Below are 18,465 nucleotides of genomic sequence, written 5' to 3' on the forward strand. Positions count from 1 at the left end.
GGAACCGTGTTCGACACAGTGCTGGTGGCCAACCGGGGCGAGATCGCCGTACGGGTCATCCGTACGCTCCGCTCGCTGGGCGTGCGCTCGGTGGCGGTCTTCTCCGACGCCGACGCCGACGCGCGGCACGTCAGGGAGGCCGACACGGCGGTACGGATCGGGCCCGCGCCCGCGTCCGAGAGCTACCTGTCGGTGGAGCGGCTGCTGGAGGCCGCCGCCCGCAGCGGCGCCCAGGCGGTCCACCCGGGGTACGGCTTCCTCGCCGAGAACACGGGCTTCGCCCGTGCGTGCGAGGAGGCGGGGCTGGTGTTCATCGGCCCCTCGGCGGACGCGATCGCCCTGATGGGCGACAAGATCCGCGCCAAGGAGACGGTGAAGGCGGCCGGCGTCCCGGTCGTGCCGGGGTCGAGCGGCAGCGGGCTCACGGACGCCGAACTGGCCTCCGCCGCACGCGAGATCGGCGTGCCGGTGCTGCTCAAGCCGTCCGCCGGCGGCGGTGGCAAGGGCATGCGGCTGGTGCGGGACGTGACCGCGCTGGAGGAGGAGATCGCGGCGGCCCGCCGCGAGGCCCGCGCCTCCTTCGGGGACGACACCCTGCTGGTGGAGCGGTGGGTCGACCGCCCCCGGCACATCGAGATCCAGGTGCTGGCGGACGGCCACGGCAACGTGGTCCACCTCGGCGAGCGCGAGTGCTCCCTGCAGCGGCGGCACCAGAAGATCATCGAGGAGGCGCCCAGCGTGCTCCTCGACGAGGCCACCCGGGCCGCCATGGGCGAGGCCGCCGTGCAGGCGGCGCGCTCGTGCGGGTACCGGGGCGCGGGCACGGTGGAGTTCATCGTGCCGGGCGGCGACCCGTCGTCGTACTACTTCATGGAGATGAACACCCGCCTCCAGGTGGAGCACCCGGTCACCGAGCTGATCACGGGCCTGGACCTGGTGGAGTGGCAGCTGCGGGTGGCGGCCGGGGAGCCGCTGGGCTTCGGGCAGCAGGACGTGACGCTGACCGGCCACGCGGTCGAGGCCCGGATCTGCGCCGAGGACCCCGCGCGCGGCTTCCTGCCCTCCGGTGGCACGGTGCTGCTGCTCGACGAGCCGCAGGGCGACGGTGTGCGCACCGACTCCGGCCTCAGCGAGGGCACGGAGGTGGGCAGCCTGTACGACCCGATGCTGTCCAAGGTCATCGCCTACGGCCCCGACCGCGCGACGGCGCTGCGCAGGCTCCGCTCCGCCCTGGCGGGGACGGTCACCCTGGGGGTGCAGACCAACGCGGGGTTCCTGCGGCGGCTGCTGGCGCATCCGGCGGTGGTGGCGGGCGAGCTGGACACCGGTCTGGTGGAGCGCGTGGTGGACGAGCTGGTCCCCGCCGAGGTGCCGGAGGAGGTGTACGAGGCGGCGGCCGCCGTGCGCCAGGAGGCGCTAAAGCCCCGGGGCGAGGGCTGGACCGACCCCTTCTCGGTGCCGAGCGGCTGGCGCCTCGGCGGCACCCCGAAGGCGGCCGCGTTCGACCTGCGGGTGACCGAGCCGGTCAGGTACACCCCGCGCGGCGCGTACAGCGTCGCGGGCGACCGGGTGTCCGTCACCCTCGACGGCGTCCGCCACTCCTTCCGCCGGGCCAGTGACTGGCTCGGCCGGGACGGCGACTCCTGGCAGGTGCGGGACCACGACCCGGTCGCGGCGTCCCTCACCGGGGCCGCGCACGCGGGCGCCGACTCGCTCACCGCGCCTATGCCGGGCACCGTGACCGTGGTGAAGGTGGCCGTGGGCGACGAGGTCACGGCGGGTCAGAGCCTGCTGGTGGTCGAGGCGATGAAGATGGAGCACGTCATCTCCGCCCCGCACGCCGGCACGGTCGCCGAACTGGACGTGACCCCGGGCTCGACGGTCGCCATGGACCAGGTCCTCGCCGTCATCGCACCCAGGGAGGCGGAGTGAGCACCGGCGCGCTGCCCATGGTCGTACCGGCCCAGGACCTGCCCGCACGGGTGCGGATCCACGAGGTCGGCGCCCGTGACGGGCTGCAGAACGAGAAGACGGCCGTGCCGACCGAGGTGAAGGCCGAGTTCATCCGCCGGCTGGCCGACGCGGGCCTGACCACGATCGAGGCGACGAGCTTCGTCCACCCCAAGTGGGTGCCCCAGCTCGCGGACGCCGAGCAGCTGTTCCCGCTCGTCGCCGGCCTCGACGCCGACCTCCCGGTGCTGGTGCCCAACCAGCGCGGCCTGGAGCGGGCCCTCGCCCTCGGCGCACGCCGCATCGCGGTGTTCGCCAGTGCCACGGAGTCCTTCGCGAAGGCCAACCTCAACCGCACCGTGGACGAGTCGCTGGCCGTGTTCGAGCCGGTGGTGCGGAAGGCGAAGGACGCGGGCGCGCACGTGCGCGGCTACGTCTCGATGTGCTTCGGCGACCCCTGGGAGGGAGCGGTCCCGCTCCACCAGGTGGCCCGCGTCTGCACGGCCCTGCGGGACATGGGCTGCGACGAGCTGAGCCTAGGCGACACGATCGGGGTCGCCACCCCGGGCCATGTCCTGGAGCTGCTCTCCCTGCTGAACGAGGAGGGCGTGCCGACGAACACCATCGGCGTGCACTTCCACGACACGTACGGCCAGGCGCTCGCGAACACCTACGCGGCCCTGGAACACGGTGTGACGACGATCGACGCGTCCGCCGGGGGCCTCGGCGGCTGCCCGTACGCCAAGTCCGCCACCGGCAACCTCGCCACCGAGGACCTCGTCTGGATGCTGCACGGCCTCGGCATCGAGACCGGGGTCGACCTCGGCCGTCTGACCGCCACGAGCGTGTGGATGGCCGAACAGCTGGGCCGCCCGAGCCCGTCCCGTACCGTCCGCGCTCTCTCCCACAAGGACCAGTGATCAGCATGGACCACCGCCTCAGCCCCGAGCTGGAGCAACTCCGCCGTACGGTCGAGGAGTTCGCGCACGACGTCGTGGCGCCGAAGATCGGCGACTTCTACGAGCGGCACGAGTTCCCGTACGAGATCGTCCGCGAGATGGGCCGCATGGGCCTGTTCGGGCTGCCGTTCCCGGAGGAGCACGGCGGCATGGGTGGCGACTACCTGGCGCTCGGCATCGCCCTGGAGGAGCTGGCCCGGGTGGACTCGTCGGTCGCCATCACCCTGGAGGCGGGCGTCTCCCTGGGCGCCATGCCGATCCACCTGTTCGGCACGGAGGAGCAGAAGCGCGAGTGGCTCCCCCGGCTGTGCTCCGGCGAGATCCTCGGCGCCTTCGGCCTGACCGAGCCGGACGGCGGCAGCGACGCGGGCGCCACCCGGACCACGGCCCGTCTCGACCCGGACACGGACGAGTGGGTGATCAACGGCTCGAAGTGCTTCATCACCAACTCCGGTACGGACATCACCGGTCTGGTGACGGTCACGGCGGTCACCGGCCGCAAGCCGGACGGCAGGCCGCAGATCTCGGCGATCATCGTTCCGTCGGGCACCCCCGGCTTCACGGTGGCCGCGCCGTACTCCAAGGTCGGCTGGAACGCCTCCGACACCCGTGAACTGTCCTTCCAGGACGTCCGGGTGCCCGCCGCGAACCTGCTGGGCACGGGAGGCCGGGGCTACGCCCAGTTCCTGCGCATCCTCGACGAGGGCCGCATCGCCATCGCGGCGCTCGCCACCGGCCTGGCCCAGGGCTGTGTCGACGAGTCGGTGAAGTACGCCAAGGAGCGGCACGCCTTCGGCCGGCCGATCGGCGCCAACCAGGCCATCCAGTTCAAGATCGCGGACATGGAGATGAAGGCGCACACGGCGCGGCTGGCCTGGCGCGACGCGGCCTACCGGCTGGTGGCCGGTGAGCCCTTCAAGAAGGAGGCGGCCATGGCCAAGCTGTACTCCTCCACGGTCGCCGTCGACAACGCCCGTGACGCCACGCAGGTCCACGGCGGTTACGGCTTCATGAACGAGTACCCGGTGGCCCGCATGTGGCGCGACTCCAAGATCCTGGAGATCGGCGAGGGCACCAGCGAGGTCCAGCGCATGCTGATCGCCCGGGAGTTGGGCCTGGCCGGCTAGCCGGCGCCGGTCCGCGAGGGGCCAACTCGCAACACGTCGGGGCGGGTCCGGTCGTAGGCGGCCGGGCCCGTCGGCGTGTCCGGGTGCGGCGCGCGGCGGCCGAGGGCCGCCCCCTGGACATCTACTGAGGTTAGGCTAACCTACCTTCGAACTTGTCCGGCGGGCGCTCCGCCCCGGTCGAAAGCAGTCACACCCATGCCCCATGCCCGTGCCACCCACCCCACTCGCCGCGGCCTGCTCGCCGCCGGCGGCGCCCTCGGACTCGGTGCCGCGCTCGCCGCCTGCGGGGACGGCAAGGGGAAGGACGGGGACTCCGGGAAGGCCGCCACGAGCGGCGAGTCCGGCCCCTGGAGCTTCAAGGACGACCGCGGCACGACCGTGAGGCTGGACAAGGCCCCCGCGAACATCGTCGCCTTCACCGGCGTCGCCGCCGCTCTCCACGACTACGGCGTCCAGGTCAAGGGCGTCTTCGGACCCACGAGGACCGGCGACGGCAAGCCCGACGTCCAGGCCGGCGACATGGACATCAGCAAGGTGACCGTCCTCGGCAACACCTGGGGCCAGTTCAGCATCGAGAAGTACGCGGCCCTCGCGCCCGACGTGCTCGTCTCGACCATGTTCGACGACGCCGGCACCCTCTGGTACGTCCCCGACGAGTCGAAGAAGAAGATCGCCCAGCTGGCCCCCAGCGTCGGCATCTCCGTCTACGACCGCCAGCTCACCCGGCCGCTGCAGCGCCTGTGGGACCTCGCCGAGTCGCTCGGCGCCGACATGAAGTCCGCGAAGGTCACCGCCGCCAAAAAGCGCTTCGAGGAGGCGGCCGCCCGGCTGCGCGCCGCCGCCAAGGCCAAGCCCGGCATCAGGGTGATGGCCGGTTCCGCGAGCGACCAGCTCTTCTACGTCTCCGGCACCGACCTCTCCGTCGACCTGGAGTACTTCAAGGCCCTGGGCGTGAACTTCGTGGAGCCCCCGGAGAGCGCCAAGAAGCAGGGCGGCGGCTGGTACGAGTCGCTGAGCTGGGAGAACGTCGACAAGTACCAGGCCGACATCATCATGATGGACGACCGCACCTCGGCCATCCAGCCCGCCGACATCACCAAGGCCACCTGGAAGAAGCTGCCCGCGGTCAAGGCCGGCCAGGTCATCGCGCGCTCGCCCGAGCCGATCCTGTCCTACGACAAGTGCGTGCCGCTGCTGACCGGCCTGGCCGAGGCCCTGGAGAAGGCCGAGAAGGTCAGCTAGACCCCCTCCCTTCCTCCCTTCCTCACTCCCTTCCTGAACGGCAACCTCAGGAGCACCCATGACGACGGCCGTGGCCGCCCCGTTCCGTTTCTTCTCCCTCCAGGTCGCACGGACGAGGCGGCTCGGGCCGTCCCTGGTCCGCGTCACCTTCGCCGGTGCCGACCTGCACGCCTTCCACTCCGGCGGACGCGACCAGTCCCTGTCGCTGTTCCTGCCGCACCCGGGCCAGCGCGAGCCCGCCGTGCCGCTGGAGCTGGGCGAGGGCTGGTGGCAGGGCTGGCGTGAACTCCCGGACGACGTACGGGCCGTGATGCGCTCGTACACCCTGCGCGCGCTGCGCAGGAACCCCGACGAGATCGACATCGACTTCGCGCTGCACGGCGTCGAGCCGGACGCCCCGGCACCCGCGGGCCCCGCCTCCCGCTGGGCGTCCCGGGCCACGGCGGGCGACCGCGTCCTGCTGCTGGGCCCGGCGGTCGCCGACAACCGCGCCATCCGCTTCCGGCCGCCCGCGGACACCGATCTGGTCGTGCTCTGGGGCGACGAGACCGCCGTACCGGCCGCGACCGCCGTCCTGGAGTCCCTGCCCCCGGGCACCCGCGTCCGGGCCTGGCTGGAGGTGCCGCACGCCGGCGACGTCCAGGAGGTGCGCACCGCGGCGGACGCGGAGATCACCTGGCTCGTGCGGCACGACGGGGCCCCCATGGCCGTCGACGCCGTACGGGAGGCGCGGCTGCCCGACGCCGGGCGGCCGTACGTCTGGCTGGCGGGCGAGTCCGGCCGGGTGAAGGCGCTGCGCCGGCACTTCACCGCCGAGCGCGGGATCGACCGGCGGCGCGTCACCTTCGTCGGGTACTGGCGCCGGGGCATGACGGAGGAGCAGCTCCGCGCGGCGGAGTAACTCCCTTGCGAGTGACCCCGGTCATGGCACAGCCATATCTCGACCCGACAAAATTAGGTTAGGCTAACCTAAGTTACTGCCCGCACGGACAGTCCCCACGGAGGACCCCCACATGCGCTCGCACCTGCTCAATGGCCTCACCGCGGAGCACTACCGCCGCTCCGTGACCGAAGGAGTCGAGCGGGTGGCGGCCAAACTCGCCGCCACCGGGCGTCCGTTCACCGGCGTCACCGTCGACGCCCTCGCCCCCCGGATCGACGCGGTCGACCTCGACCGGCCGCTGGGCGACACCGCGGCGGTCCTGGACGAGCTGGAGGACCTCTACCTCCGGGACGCCGTCTACTTCCACCACCCCCGCTACCTCGCCCACCTCAACTGCCCGGTGGTCATCCCCGCGGTGCTCGGCGAGGCCGTGCTCTCCGCCGTCAACTCCTCCCTGGACACCTGGGACCAGTCGGCCGGCGGCACCCTCATCGAGCGCCGGCTCGTCGACTGGACCGCCGAGCGCCTCGGCCTCGGACCCGCCGCCGACGGGGTGTTCACCTCCGGCGGCACCCAGTCCAACCTCCAGGCGCTGCTGCTGGCCCGGGAGGAGGCCAAGACCGAGGACCTCGGCAGACTGCGGATCCTCGCCTCCGAGGTGAGCCACTTCAGCGTGCGGAAGTCCGCGAAACTGCTCGGCCTCGGCCCGGACGCGGTCGTCTCGGTACCCGTCGACCAGGACCAGCGGATGCGGACCCTCGCGCTCGCCCACGAGCTGGAGCGCTGCGAGCGAGACGGCCTGGTCCCCATGGCCGTCGTCGCCACCGCCGGCAGCACCGACTTCGGCTCCATCGACCCGCTCCCGGAGATCGCCGAACTCTGCGCCCGCCACGGCGTGTGGATGCACGTGGACGCCGCCTACGGCTGCGGACTGCTCGTCTCACTGCGGCACCGCGACCGCATCGGCGGCATCGAGCACGCCGACTCGGTCACCGTCGACTACCACAAGTCCTTCTTCCAGCCGGTGAGTTCCTCGGCCGTGCTGGTCCGCGACGCGGCCACGCTGCGGCACGCCACCTACCACGCGGAGTACCTGAACCCGCGCCGCATGGTGGCGGAGCGCGTCCCCAACCAGGTCGACAAGTCCCTGCAGACCACCCGCCGTTTCGACGCCCTCAAGCTGTGGCTGACGCTGCGGGTGATGGGCGCCGACGGCATCGGCGAGCTCTTCGACCAAGTGTGTGAGCTGGCCCGGCAGGGCTGGGCGCGGCTCGCCGCCGACCCCCGCTACGACGTCGTCGTGGAGCCCTCGCTCTCCACCCTCGTCTTCCGCTACGTCCCCGCGGCGGTCACCGACCCGGCCGAGGTCGACCGCGCCAACCTGTACGCCCGCAAGGCCCTGTTCGCCTCCGGCGACGCCGTGGTCGCGGGCACCAAGGTCGGCGGCCGCCACTACCTGAAGTTCACCCTGCTCAACCCCGAGACCACGACGGCCGACATCGCCGCCGTCCTCGACCTCATCGCCGACCACGCCGAGCAGTACCTGGGAGAGTCCCTTGACCGCGCGTCCTGAAGTCCCGAACAGAACCTACGACTTCGTGGGGATCGGGCTCGGCCCCTTCAACCTCGGGCTCGCCTGCCTCACCGAGCCGATCGCCGAACTCGACGGCGTCTTCCTGGACTCCAAACCCGACTTCGAGTGGCACGCGGGCATGTTCCTGGACGGCGCCCACCTGCAGACCCCGTTCATGTCGGACCTGGTCACCCTCGCGGACCCGACCTCGCCGTACTCCTTCCTCAACTATCTGAAGGAGAAGGGCAGGCTCTACCCGTTCTACATCCGCGAGAACTTCTACCCGCTGCGCGTCGAGTACGACGACTACTGCCGCTGGGCGGCGAACAGACTCGGCAGCGTCCGCTTCGGCACCACGGTCACCGAGGTCCACCACGAGGACGGCCTGTACGCCGTGCGCACCGGGGCCGGCGAGACGTTCCGCGCCCGGCACCTGGTCCTCGGCACCGGGACGGCCCCCTACGTGCCCCCGGCCTGCCGCGAGCTCGGCGGCGACCTCATCCACACCTCGCAGTACATGCACCGCAAGGCGGAGCTGCGGGCGAAGAGGTCCATCACCGTCGTCGGCAGCGGGCAGAGCGCGGCGGAGATCTACCACGAGCTGCTGGCCGAGATCGACGTCCACGGCTACGAGCTGAACTGGGTCACCCGGTCCCCGCGCTTCTTCCCGCTCGAGTACACCAAGCTGACCCTGGAGATGACCTCCCCGGACTACATCGACTACTTCCGCGCGCTGCCCGAGGAGACCCGCTACCGGCTGGAGGGACAGCAGAAGGGCCTGTTCAAGGGCATCAACTCGGAGCTGATCGACTCGATCTTCGACCTGCTCTACCAGAAGGGCGTCGAGAGCGGCGACCGCCCGGTGCCCACCCGCCTGCTCACCAACTCCACGCTCACGAGCGCCTCTCACGAGGAGGGCGCGTACACCCTCGGCTTCCACCAGGACGAGCAGGACAAGGACTACGAGATCCGCACCGAGGGCCTGGTGCTGGCCACCGGCTACCGGTACGAGCCGCCCGCGTTCCTGGCCCCGATCCGCGACCGGCTCCGCTTCGACGGCCACGGCCGCTTCGACGTCGCCCGCAACTACGCGATCGACGTGACGGGCCGGGGCGTCTTCCTCCAGAACGCCGGCGTGCACACCCACAGCATCACCAGCCCCGACCTCGGCATGGGCGCCTACCGCAACTCGTACATCATCCGTGAGCTGCTCGGCACGGAGTACTACCCGGTGGAGAAGACCGTCGCCTTCCAGGAGTTCTCGGTATGACCGGCCCCGCCTCGACCTTCACGTTCCGCCCCCTCGACCCCCTGGAGGACGCCGAGCTGCTGCACGGCTGGGTCACGCACCCCAAGGCGGCGTTCTGGATGATGCAGGACGCGCGTCCCGAGGACGTCGAGCGTGCCTACATGGAGATCGCCGCCGACCCGTACCACGACGCCCTGCTCGGGCTGTGCGACGGCGAGCCGGCCTTCCTGATGGAGCGCTACGACCCCGCCCGGCGGGAGCTGGCCGGGCTGTACGAGCCGGAGCCGGGCGACGTCGGGATGCACTTCCTGGTCGCGCCCACCGACACGCCCGTCCACGGGTTCACCCGGGCCGTCATCACGGCCGTGATGGCCCACCTCTTCGCCGACCCGGCGACGCGCCGGGTCGTGGTCGAGCCGGACGTGCGCAACACGGCCGTGCACGCGCTGAACGAGGCCGTCGGGTTCGTGCCCGAGCGGGAGATCCGGAAGCCGGAGAAGCGGGCCCTGCTGAGCTTCTGCACGCGGGAGCGGTTCGAGCGGGCGGTGGCCGCATGAGCCTCGCCGACTCCGTGGCCCATCTGTCCCCCGAGCGCTGGGACACCGCCAACCGGCTGCTGGTGCGCAAGGCGCTGGCCGAGTTCGCCCACGAGCGCCTGATCACCCCCGAGCCGGACGGCGACGGGTACGTCGTCCGCAGCGACGACGGGCGCACCGCCTACCGGTTCGCGGCCGTCCGGCGCGGCCTCGACCACTGGGAGATCGACGCCGGGTCCGTCACCCGGCGGCGCGAGGGCACGGAACTCCCCCTCGACGCGCTGGACTTCTGCGTCGAGCTGCGCCGGACGCTGGGGCTGAGCGACGAGATCCTGCCGGTCTACCTGGAGGAGATCTCCTCCACCCTGTCCGGCACCTGCTACAAGCTCACCAAGCCGCGGGTGACCTCCGCCGAGCTCGCGGGCAGCGGTTTCCAGGCGATCGAGACCGGGATGACCGAGGGCCATCCCTGCTTCGTCGCCAACAACGGGCGGCTCGGCTTCGGCGTCCACGAGTACCTGTCCTACGCGCCGGAGACGGCGAGTCCGGTCCGGCTGGTGTGGCTGGCCGCGCACCGCTCGCGGGCCGCGTTCACCGCGGGCGTCGGCGTCGAGTACGAGTCCTTCCTGCGCGAGGAGCTGGGCGAGGCGGCCCTCGGCCGGTTCCGCGCCACGCTGACCGGGCAGGGTCTGGACCCCGCCGACTACCTGTTCATCCCGGTCCACCCCTGGCAGTGGTGGAACAAGCTCAGCGTGACCTTCGCCGCCGAGGTGGCCCGCCGGCACCTGGTCTGCCTGGGCGAGGGCGACGACGAGTACCTGGCGCAGCAGTCGATACGGACCTTCTTCAACACCTCCGCCCCGCACCGGCACTACGTGAAGACGGCGCTGTCCGTCCTCAACATGGGCTTCATGCGGGGGCTGTCCGCCGCCTACATGGAGGCCACCCCGGCGATCAACGACTGGCTCGCCCGGCTCGTCGGGAACGACCCGGTGCTCAAGGCGACCGGTCTGTCGGTCATCCGGGAGCGGGCCGCGGTCGGCTACCGGCACCTGGAGTACGAGAAGGCCACCGGCCGCCACTCGCCCTACCGCAAGATGCTGGCCGCGCTGTGGCGGGAGAGCCCGGTGCCGTCGCTGGGCGAGGGCGAGTCCCTGGCGACCATGGCGTCCCTGCTGCACGTCGACCACGAGGGCGCCTCCTTCGCGGGCGCGCTGATCGAGCGCTCGCGCCTCGCGCCCGCCGAGTGGCTGCGGCGCTACCTTCGGGCGTACTACATCCCGCTGCTGCACAGCTTCTACGCCTACGGCCTGGCCTACATGCCGCACGGCGAGAACGTGATCCTGGTGCTGGCGGACGGGGAGGTGCGGCGGGCGATCTACAAGGACATCGCCGAGGAGATCGTCGTCATGGACCCGGACGCGGTGCTGCCGCCGGAGGTCGCGCGGATCAGGGCCGAGGTCCCGGAGGACCAGAAGCTGCTGTCGATCTTCACGGACGTCTTCGACTGCTTCTTCCGCTTCCTCGCGGCGCATCTGGCGGCCGAGGGCGTCCTGACCGAGGACGGCTTCTGGCGGACGGTCGCCGAGGTCACCCGGGAGTACCAGGAGTCGGTGCCCGAACTGGCCGACCGGTTCCGGCGGTACGACATCTTCGCCCCGCGGTTCGCGCTGTCCTGCCTGAACCGGCTCCAGTTGCGCGACAACCGGCAGATGGTGGACCTCGCGGACCCGTCCGGCGCGCTCCAGCTCGTCGGGGAGCTGGACAACCCGATCGCCGGGTTCTGACGGACCGGTGGGCACCCCGCGGTACGGTCCCGCGGGGTGCCCGCCGGTCCCCGGCTCAGCTCGCCGGCCAGGGGACCTGGGGCGACCTGTAGTAGGTGATGCCGAGCGCGGTCCAGCGTGGGCCCTGGGCCGCCAGGCGCGTGCGGTAGGCGTCCCAGTCGTGGGTGGCCGCCGGGGACCAGCCCAGTTCGGCCGCTCCCGCGAGCCGTGGGAACGCCATGTACTCGATGTCGGCCGACTTGGTGAGCGTCTCCGACCACAGCGGCGCCTCGACGCCCCGGACGGCCGAGGCCGGCACGCCGGGCAGATAGGTCCCCGGGTCCCAGTCGTAGGAGCGCTTCACCTCGACCAGGCCGGCCCACTTCGTGCCCAGCCGGGTGGCCGCGGTGTACTTCATGTCGAGGTACACCCGGTCGGCCGGGGACAGCACGATCCCCGTGCCGTTCCGGGCCGCCTCGGCGACCTGTTCCTTCTCCGCGGCGCTGGTGCCGTCCTGGCCCCAGTACTGGGCGAGGGCGCCCTGGGCCGGGTGGGCGCCGGTGAGCTGGTGCCAGCCGATGACCGTCTTGCCGTACTTGGCGACGACCGGCTGCACGCGGTCCATGAACGCCACGTAGTCGGCGTGGCTGGTGGAGTGCGCCTCGTCGCCGCCGATGTGCAGGTAGTGGCCGGGGGTGAGGGCGGCCAGCTCGCGGATCACGTCGTCCACGAAGTCGTACGTCACCGCCTTGGACACGCACAGCGAGCTGAAGCCCACCTGGGTGCCGGTGTACAGCGGGGGCGCCTTGCCGTCGCAGTTGAGCTGGGCGTAGGAGGCGAGGGCCGCGTTGGTGTGGCCGGGCATGTCGATCTCGGGCACGACCTCCAGATGGCGGGAGGCGGCGTAGCCGACGATCTTCCGGTAGTCGGCCTTGGTGTAAAAGCCGCCGCGGCCGCCGCCGACCTGCGTCGAGCCGCCGTAGGTGGTCAGCCGCGGCCAGGAGTCGACGGCGATGCGCCAGCCCTGGTCGTCGCTCAGGTGCAGGTGCAGGGTGTTGATCTTGTAGAGGGCGAGCTGGTCGATGTAGCGCTCGACCTGGGCGACGGTGAAGAAGTGGCGGGAGACGTCCAGCATGGCGCCGCGGTAGGCGAACCGCGGGCGGTCCTCGATGGTGCCGCCGGCGACCCGCCAGGGCCCGGCCTGGACGCTTCTCCTCTCCACTGCCGCCGGGAGCAGCTGACGCAGCGTCTGAACGCCGTGGAAGAGGCCGGCGGACGTGCTCGCGGTGAGGGAGACGCCCCAGGGGCCGCTGGTCAGGCGGTAGCCCTCGGCGCCGAACGGACCGTCGGCCAGGTGCAGCCGGATGCCGCCGGAGCCCTGTTCAGCGGTGACCGGCAGCGGGTAGCCGGTGGACGGCCGCAGGATGCCGGCGAGGTACTCGCCGGTGCGGCGGACCTCGTCCGAGCCGTCCACACGGATGAGCGTGCCGGGGGTGATGCGGTAGGGATGACCGGCCGGTCTGACCGAGGCGGGCGCCGGGACCACACGGTCCAGCGGGGTCGCCGGCGTGGCCCGCGGAGCGGGTGCCGCGCCGACGGTGAAGACGCCTGCCGCCGCCAGAAGCAACAGTGATCCGAGCACGCGGGTCAGTCGGGGAGTCGTGCTGTGGTTCCGTCTCACATGCGCTCCCTTCGGGAATGGTAAAGACCACTCTCCCGCAGATCCGGTGAAACAATCCCCGCATGGCGGAAATCATCCAGAAGGACGGCACGTGGGTGTTCGACGGGGACGCCCTCAGGCTGACCCCCGGCCGGGACAAGAACACCGGCCTGCTGCGCCGGACGCTGGGCGAACTCGTGGTGCCGCTGGCCGCGTTGGCGGGCGTGTCGGTCGAGCAGGGGAAGCGGTCGGGACGGCTGAGGCTGCGGCTGCGCGACGGCGCCGATCCGCTGCTGCACGCCACCGGCGGCCGGCTCGCCGAGCCGCACGACCCGTACCGGCTGACGGTGGAACCCGACCGGTACGGCGTCGCCGAGTACTTCGCGGACGAGGTGCGCAACGCCCTGCTGCTGGACGGCGTTTCGCCGGATCCGGTCGGCGGGTATCTGCTGCCGGGCCCCTCGGTGCCGCTGTCCGCCACGGCCGGGGACGGCACGGCGGGGTTCGACGGGGAGCGGGTGCGCCTGGAGTGGAACTGGAAGACGGAGGACGCCAAGGCCGCCACCGGGCCCCGGACGATCCCGCTCGACGACATCACCGCCGTGGAGTGGCAGCCGGCGGCCGGGCTGGAGAACGGCCATCTGCGCTTCACCGTGCGGGGCGCGCCGGCCGGCGCCCCGCCGAAGTACGACCCCAACGCCGTCGAGCTGTGGGGTTTCAAGAAGGACCCGCTGATGGCCCTGGTCGCGGCCGCGGTCCAGGCCCGGCTGCCGCATCCGTCGGGGCCGGCCGCGGTCCCGGACGCGCTCCCCGGGCCGCCGCCCGTCGAGGCGGCGCGGCCCGGTGCCGCGCCGCCGGCCGAGGACGACCACGACGCGCTGCTGCGGCGCCTGCGCGAGCTGGGTGAGCTGCACCGTTCGGGGGTGCTGACCGACGAGGAGTTCGGGCTGGCCAAGCGGGCGGTCCTCAAGCGGATGTGAGGGCCGCCCGCGTCCGGCGTGTCGGGCGCGTCCGGGGCCGGGTGCTACTTGGCCCTGCGGGCCACGGTGAAGTGGTCGATGCGGTCGCCGGTCTCGGCGATGCCCGACACCTTCAGCGTGGCGAGGCGGCCCTTCGGCGCGGGGGTGACGTCCACGCGCAGGAAGGAGTAGTTGAGGTAGCGCACCCGGGACCAGGCGACCGTCTCGTTCTGCTTGCCGTCCTTGAGGTTGACGAACGAGGCCACGGAGTCGACCTCGTGCTCGTGGCCCTCGTAGGAGTCCGGGGCGCTGAACGCGTAGAGGCTGCGGCCCGCGGCGCCGGCGGTGACGTAGACCACGCCCTCGGTCTCGGGGTAGGCGGTGCCGCCGATCGGGAGCTTCTTGGTGACGGTGTCGCCCTTGATGACGTCCGTGCGCTCGTACTGGTGGTTGTGGCCGTTGATGACCAGGTCCACCGTGTACTTCTCGAACAGCGGCACCCACTCCTGACGCACGCCCCCCTCCGAGGCGTGCGCGGTGGAGGTGCAGTAGGCGCAGTGGTGGAAGAAGACGATGACGAAGTCGATGTCCTTCGCGGCGCGGAACCTCTTGAGCTGCGCCTCGAACCACGTGGTCTGGGTTCCGCCGGATATGCCCAGGTTCGCCGGGATCTCGAAGGAGACGTCGTTGGGGTCCAGCGAGATGATCGCCGTGTTGCCGTGGACGAAGGAGTACACGCCCGGCAGGTTCTTCGGGTCCGGGCCGTTGTCCGGGAGGGTCCAGCGGGCCTCCTCGCCGCCGTAGCCGTTGGGCGAGTACCAGGCCTCCATGTCGTGGTTGCCGAAGCTGACCATCCACGGGATCTGCTTGGCGACCGACTCGGTCTGGTGGAGGAACTGGTCCCAGGTGCGCGAGTCGAACCCGGTGTCGGTGGCCTTGCCCTGGCCGGCCGGGTCGCCGTAGGCGATGTCACCGGCGTGCAGGTGGAAGGCCGGGTTCTGGCCGAGGATCAGGCTGTCGTTGGCCAGGGCGTGGTAGCTCACCCCCTGGTCGCCGAAGGCGGTGAAGGTGAAGGGCTCCTTGTGGGCGGGGGCGGTGGTGAAGGTGCCCAGGGTGCCGAGCAGGTGACGCTCGGCCGGGTCGAAGCCCTCGTGGCCGACGCCGTAGTAGTACGTCTTACCCGGGCGCAGGTGGGTGAGCCGGGCGTGCAGGTAGTACTGGGTGTGGTCGCCGCTCGCGCCGACGCCGGCCGGCGTGTACAGGCTGCGGACCTCGGCCTCGATCTTGCGCGAGAGGTCCCACGGGTGGGCGCCGATGCGGATGAAGGGCTTCTTCACCGCGACCGGGACCTGCCAGGAGACGGTCATCTCGGTGCGCGGGTCGGTGCCGTAGGAGAGGTGGCGGCCGAAGGGGGCGACGAGGGCGCCGTCGACCTTCTGGGCGGCGGGGGTGTGCCGCTGTGCCGGCACGGCGGCCTGGGCGGTGCCGCCCGGCACGAAGGCGCCGCCCGCGACGGCGCCCAGCGTGACGGCGCCGCCCCTGATCATGGTGCGCCGCGAGAATCTGGCGCGCAGGTACTCGTGCTGCTCGGCCATGCTCATGCGCTCGGCCAGCTTCTCGGGTACTCCCATACGAGGAATGTCCATGGCGTCTGAAACTCGTCCCCCAGGGCGACGAGACGCAAGACGCAGGATGGACAGCTTGCGAACAGCGCCCCATAAGAGATCCAATAGGCGCCTGCCCGGAATCGGGCAGGATTCTTGCGAAACTCGCCGCCGTACCCGAGGATCTACCGGGTGCACGAGGAACTTGTCGATCACCTGACGCGGTCCACGCCCCTGAGCAGGGGTGAGGCGCTGCGGGTGGTCCAGGACGTGCTCGCCTTCTTCGACGAGACGACGCAGGACTTCGTCCGTCGCCGCCACCGTGAACTGCAGGCCCAGGGCCTGACGAACACGACGATCTTCGGACGGATCGAGGCGGACCTGAGATACCGGGCGGTGGCGCCGCCGGAGCTGACGCTCAGGCAGCTGCGCCGCATGGTCTACGGCTGAGACGCCAGGCTGAGAGATACCTATTTATGTGCGGAATTGTCGGATACATCGGGAAGCGTGACGTGGCGCCCCTGCTCCTGGAGGGCCTGCAGCGCCTGGAGTACCGCGGCTACGACTCCGCGGGCATAGTCGTCACCTCCCCGAAGACGGCCGGCCTGAAGATGGTCAAGGCCAAGGGCCGGGTGCGCGACCTGGAGGCGAAGGTCCCGGCCCGCTTCAAGGGCACCACGGGCATCGCCCACACCCGCTGGGCCACCCACGGAGCCCCCTCCGACGTGAACGCCCACCCGCACATGTCGGCCGACCACAAGGTCGCCGTCGTGCACAACGGCATCATCGACAACGCCGCCGACCTGCGCCGCAAGCTGGAGGCGGACGGGGTCGAGTTCCTGTCCGAGACCGACACCGAGGTGCTCACCCACCTGATCGCCCGTTCCACGGCCGAGAAGCTGGAGGACAAGGTCCGCGAGACCCTGCGCCTGGTCGAGGGCACGTACGGCATCGCGGTGATGCACGCCGACTTCGGCGACCGCATCGTGGTGGCCCGCAACGGCTCCCCGGTGGTTCTCGGCATCGGCGAGAAGGAGATGTTCGTCGCCTCGGACATCGCCGCCCTGGTCGCCCACACCCGGCAGATAGTGACGCTGGACGACGGCGAGATGGCCACCCTGAAGGCCGACGACTTCCGCACCTACACCACCGAGGGCACCCGGACCAGCGCCGAGCCGACCACCGTGGAGTGGGAGGCCGCGTCGTACGACATGGGCGGCCACGACACCTACATGCACAAGGAGATCCACGAGCAGGCGGAGGCCGTGGACCGCGTGCTGCGCGGCCGCATCGACGACCGCTTCTCCACCGTGCACCTCGGCGGCCTCAACCTGGACGCCCGCGAGGCGCGCCGGATCCGCCGCGTGAAGATCCTCGGCTGCGGCACCTCGTACCACGCGGGCATGATCGGCGCCCAGATGATCGAGGAGCTGGCCCGCATCCCCGCGGACGCCGAGCCGGCCTCCGAGTTCCGCTACCGCAACGCGGTCGTGGACCCCGACACGCTCTACGTCGCGGTCTCCCAGTCCGGTGAGACCTACGACGTGCTCGCCGCCGTGCAGGAGCTCAAGCGCAAGGGCGCCCGGGTGCTGGGCGTCGTCAACGTGGTCGGCTCGGCGATCGCCCGCGAGGCCGACGGCGGCATCTACGTGCACGCCGGCCCCGAGGTCTGCGTGGTGTCCACCAAGTGCTTCACCAACACCACGGTCGCCTTCGCGCTGCTCGCCCTGCACCTCGGCCGCACCCGCGACCTCTCGGTCCGCGACGGCAAGCGGATCATCGAGGGCCTGCGCAAGCTGCCCGAGCAGATCACCGAGATCCTCAAGCAGGAGGACGAGGTCCGGCAGCTCGCCGAGGAGTACGCCGACGCCCGCTCGATGCTCTTCATCGGCCGTGTCCGGGGCTACCCGGTGGCCCGCGAGGCCTCGCTGAAGCTCAAGGAGGTCTCGTACATCCACGCCGAGGCCTACCCCGCCTCCGAGCTGAAGCACGGTCCGCTGGCCCTCATCGAGCCGGCCCTGCCGACGGTCGCGATCGTCCCGGACGACGACCTGCTGGAGAAGAACCGCGCGGCCCTGGAGGAGATCAAGGCCCGCAGCGGCAAGATCCTGGCGGTGGCCCACCGCGACCAGGAGAAGGCCGACCGGACGATCGTGGTCCCGAAGAACGAGGACGAGCTGGACCCGATCCTGCTGGGCCTCCCGCTCCAGCTCCTCGCCTACCACACGGCCAAGGTGCTGGGCCGGGACATCGACAAGCCCCGCAACCTCGCGAAGTCCGTGACCGTGGAGTAGCGGCGCGCGCGGGCCACCGCGCGCGGACGGAACGGACCCCCACGTGCGCCACCGATCACGTGGGGGTCCCTTCGGTGCTGCTCGATTCAGCCGGTGGCCGTCACCCCCCGGCCGGCAGCACGCCGGGGAAGCACCGTGGGCCAGTGCGCGAGGGCGGCGGTCGCCGCGTACCAGGCGGCCGCCCCGGAGACGGCGGCGACCCAGCCGCCGGCCTTGGCCAGCGAGGAGCTGTCGGCGAAGACCGCGACGGCGAGCAGCAGCATGGCCAGGAACAGCAGCCCGTGCACGACCTGCCCGAGGCCGTCGCCGCCGGCGAGGGTGAGGGTGAGCGCCACCAGGGCGAAGAGCAGCAGGAACAGTCCCGCTCCGTTGGCCGAGGTGTGGTCGCCGAACGAGACGGCCCAGGTGAACCACAGGGCGCCGAGGGCCACGAAGCCCGTGCCGGAAACGGTGTCGCGGTCGCGGAAGGCCAGCAGACCGATGAGGAACAGGGCGACGCCGCCCACGTAGTGGGCCAGGGACACGGCATCGGCCGCCCCCACGCCGTCGATCACGCCGGTGGTGCCGAGTCCGAACGCCAGGAGGGTGACTCCCAGGGCGAGTCGGCCGGCCACGGTGGTGGTTCCGCTTCCCGCGGAGACGTCATTGTCCACGGCGGGCTCC

General features: G+C 71.5%; 15 protein-coding genes. 12 read left to right on the top strand and 3 right to left on the bottom strand.

Translation table 11 applies throughout. The features are described 5' to 3' along the window. The first annotated feature begins 6 nt into the window (after nt 1-6). From B446_RS14615 to B446_RS14655, 9 genes are all read left to right on the top strand, one after another. On the top strand, nt 7-1,932 hold the full coding sequence (locus tag B446_RS14615) for an acetyl/propionyl/methylcrotonyl-CoA carboxylase subunit alpha (protein WP_020940219.1): 1,926 nt from the start codon (nt 7-9) through the stop codon (nt 1,930-1,932). 17 nt (nt 1,933-1,949) lie between these two features. Further along, nucleotides 1,950-2,870 carry a hydroxymethylglutaryl-CoA lyase gene (locus B446_RS14620; RefSeq protein WP_419184173.1) on the top strand — a complete coding sequence of 307 codons (921 nt, stop codon included), beginning with the start codon at nt 1,950-1,952 and terminating at the stop codon, nt 2,868-2,870. A 5-nt stretch (nt 2,871-2,875) separates the two neighbouring features. After that, nucleotides 2,876-4,036, top strand: coding sequence for an acyl-CoA dehydrogenase family protein (locus B446_RS14625; protein ID WP_020940221.1), 1,161 nt, complete (start codon nt 2,876-2,878; stop codon nt 4,034-4,036). Between the two features lie 195 nt (nt 4,037-4,231). Then, nucleotides 4,232-5,278: an ABC transporter substrate-binding protein gene (locus B446_RS14630; protein WP_020940222.1), complete on the top strand. Its 1,047-nt coding sequence runs from the start codon at nt 4,232-4,234 to the stop codon at nt 5,276-5,278. A 58-nt stretch (nt 5,279-5,336) separates the two neighbouring features. Further along, entirely contained in the window at nt 5,337-6,179 is an 843-nt protein-coding gene (locus B446_RS14635) for a siderophore-interacting protein (RefSeq protein ID WP_020940223.1), read from the top strand. 112 nt (nt 6,180-6,291) lie between these two features. Beyond that, nucleotides 6,292-7,734 (top strand): lysine decarboxylase DesA, encoded by a 1,443-nt coding sequence (gene desA / locus B446_RS14640; RefSeq protein ID WP_020940224.1) that lies wholly within the window; start codon nt 6,292-6,294, stop codon nt 7,732-7,734. Next, nucleotides 7,718-9,004 carry a lysine N(6)-hydroxylase/L-ornithine N(5)-oxygenase family protein gene (locus B446_RS14645; RefSeq protein WP_043475605.1) on the top strand — a complete coding sequence of 429 codons (1,287 nt, stop codon included), beginning with the start codon at nt 7,718-7,720 and terminating at the stop codon, nt 9,002-9,004. The genes desA and B446_RS14645 overlap by 17 nt, the downstream gene beginning before the upstream one ends. Next, entirely contained in the window at nt 9,001-9,540 is a 540-nt protein-coding gene (locus B446_RS14650; RefSeq protein ID WP_020940226.1) for a GNAT family N-acetyltransferase, read from the top strand. Before B446_RS14645 ends, B446_RS14650 begins: the two co-directional genes overlap by 4 nt. Further along, complete coding sequence (locus tag B446_RS14655) at nt 9,537-11,306, top strand: IucA/IucC family protein (protein ID WP_020940227.1); 1,770 nt, start codon at nt 9,537-9,539, stop codon at nt 11,304-11,306. The genes B446_RS14650 and B446_RS14655 overlap by 4 nt, the downstream gene beginning before the upstream one ends. 55 nt (nt 11,307-11,361) lie before the next feature. Here the strand turns inward: B446_RS14655 and B446_RS14660 are convergent, their stop codons facing one another. Further along, complete coding sequence (locus B446_RS14660) at nt 11,362-12,966, bottom strand: beta-N-acetylhexosaminidase (protein ID WP_043475608.1); 1,605 nt, start codon at nt 12,964-12,966, stop codon at nt 11,362-11,364. Between the two features lie 62 nt (nt 12,967-13,028). Here B446_RS14660 and B446_RS14665 point away from each other — a divergent pair, with 62 nt between their 5' ends. Then, a complete protein-coding gene (locus B446_RS14665) occupies nt 13,029-13,925 on the top strand; it encodes a DUF4429 domain-containing protein (protein WP_020940229.1) in 897 nt (298 codons plus the stop codon). A 44-nt stretch (nt 13,926-13,969) separates the two neighbouring features. Here B446_RS14665 and B446_RS14670 read toward each other — a convergent pair whose 3' ends face one another. Continuing rightward, a complete protein-coding gene (locus tag B446_RS14670; protein WP_020940230.1) occupies nt 13,970-15,535 on the bottom strand; it encodes a purple acid phosphatase family protein in 1,566 nt (521 codons plus the stop codon). Nucleotides 15,536-15,700: 165 nt separating this feature from the next. On the opposite strand from B446_RS14670, the gene B446_RS14675 reads away from it, so the two are divergent. Both B446_RS14675 and glmS read left to right on the top strand, forming a co-directional pair. Continuing rightward, the gene (locus B446_RS14675) at nt 15,701-15,958 is read left to right on the top strand and encodes a hypothetical protein (RefSeq protein ID WP_020940231.1); all 258 of its coding nucleotides are present in this window, start codon (nt 15,701-15,703) and stop codon (nt 15,956-15,958) included. Between the two features lie 26 nt (nt 15,959-15,984). Continuing rightward, nucleotides 15,985-17,802 (top strand): glutamine--fructose-6-phosphate transaminase (isomerizing), encoded by a 1,818-nt coding sequence (glmS, locus tag B446_RS14680; protein WP_020940232.1) that lies wholly within the window; start codon nt 15,985-15,987, stop codon nt 17,800-17,802. A gap of 86 nt (nt 17,803-17,888) precedes the next feature. Here glmS and B446_RS14685 read toward each other — a convergent pair whose 3' ends face one another. Further along, nucleotides 17,889-18,455 carry a GPR1/FUN34/YaaH family transporter gene (locus B446_RS14685; RefSeq protein ID WP_020940233.1) on the bottom strand — a complete coding sequence of 189 codons (567 nt, stop codon included), beginning with the start codon at nt 18,453-18,455 and terminating at the stop codon, nt 17,889-17,891. Nucleotides 18,456-18,465: the final 10 nt, after the last annotated feature.

This window comes from Streptomyces collinus Tu 365 (assembly GCF_000444875.1).
GTDB classification, from domain to species: Bacteria; Actinomycetota; Actinomycetes; order Streptomycetales; family Streptomycetaceae; genus Streptomyces; species Streptomyces collinus_A.

Excerpts from the sequence above, each read along its gene's own strand:
- B446_RS14620 (WP_419184173.1), top strand. The coding sequence starts at position 1,950 with ATGGTCGTACCGGCCCAGGACCTGCCCGCACGGGTGCGGATCCACGAG.
- B446_RS14625 (WP_020940221.1), top strand. The coding sequence starts at position 2,876 with ATGGACCACCGCCTCAGCCCCGAGCTGGAGCAACTCCGCCGTACGGTC.
- B446_RS14630 (WP_020940222.1), top strand. The coding sequence starts at position 4,232 with ATGCCCCATGCCCGTGCCACCCACCCCACTCGCCGCGGCCTGCTCGCC.
- B446_RS14635 (WP_020940223.1), top strand. The coding sequence starts at position 5,337 with ATGACGACGGCCGTGGCCGCCCCGTTCCGTTTCTTCTCCCTCCAGGTC.
- desA (WP_020940224.1), top strand. The coding sequence starts at position 6,292 with ATGCGCTCGCACCTGCTCAATGGCCTCACCGCGGAGCACTACCGCCGC.
- B446_RS14650 (WP_020940226.1), top strand. The coding sequence starts at position 9,001 with ATGACCGGCCCCGCCTCGACCTTCACGTTCCGCCCCCTCGACCCCCTG.
- B446_RS14655 (WP_020940227.1), top strand. The coding sequence starts at position 9,537 with ATGAGCCTCGCCGACTCCGTGGCCCATCTGTCCCCCGAGCGCTGGGAC.
- B446_RS14665 (WP_020940229.1), top strand. The coding sequence starts at position 13,029 with ATGGCGGAAATCATCCAGAAGGACGGCACGTGGGTGTTCGACGGGGAC.
- B446_RS14670 (WP_020940230.1), bottom strand. The coding sequence starts at position 15,535 with ATGGGAGTACCCGAGAAGCTGGCCGAGCGCATGAGCATGGCCGAGCAG.
- glmS (WP_020940232.1), top strand. The coding sequence starts at position 15,985 with ATGTGCGGAATTGTCGGATACATCGGGAAGCGTGACGTGGCGCCCCTG.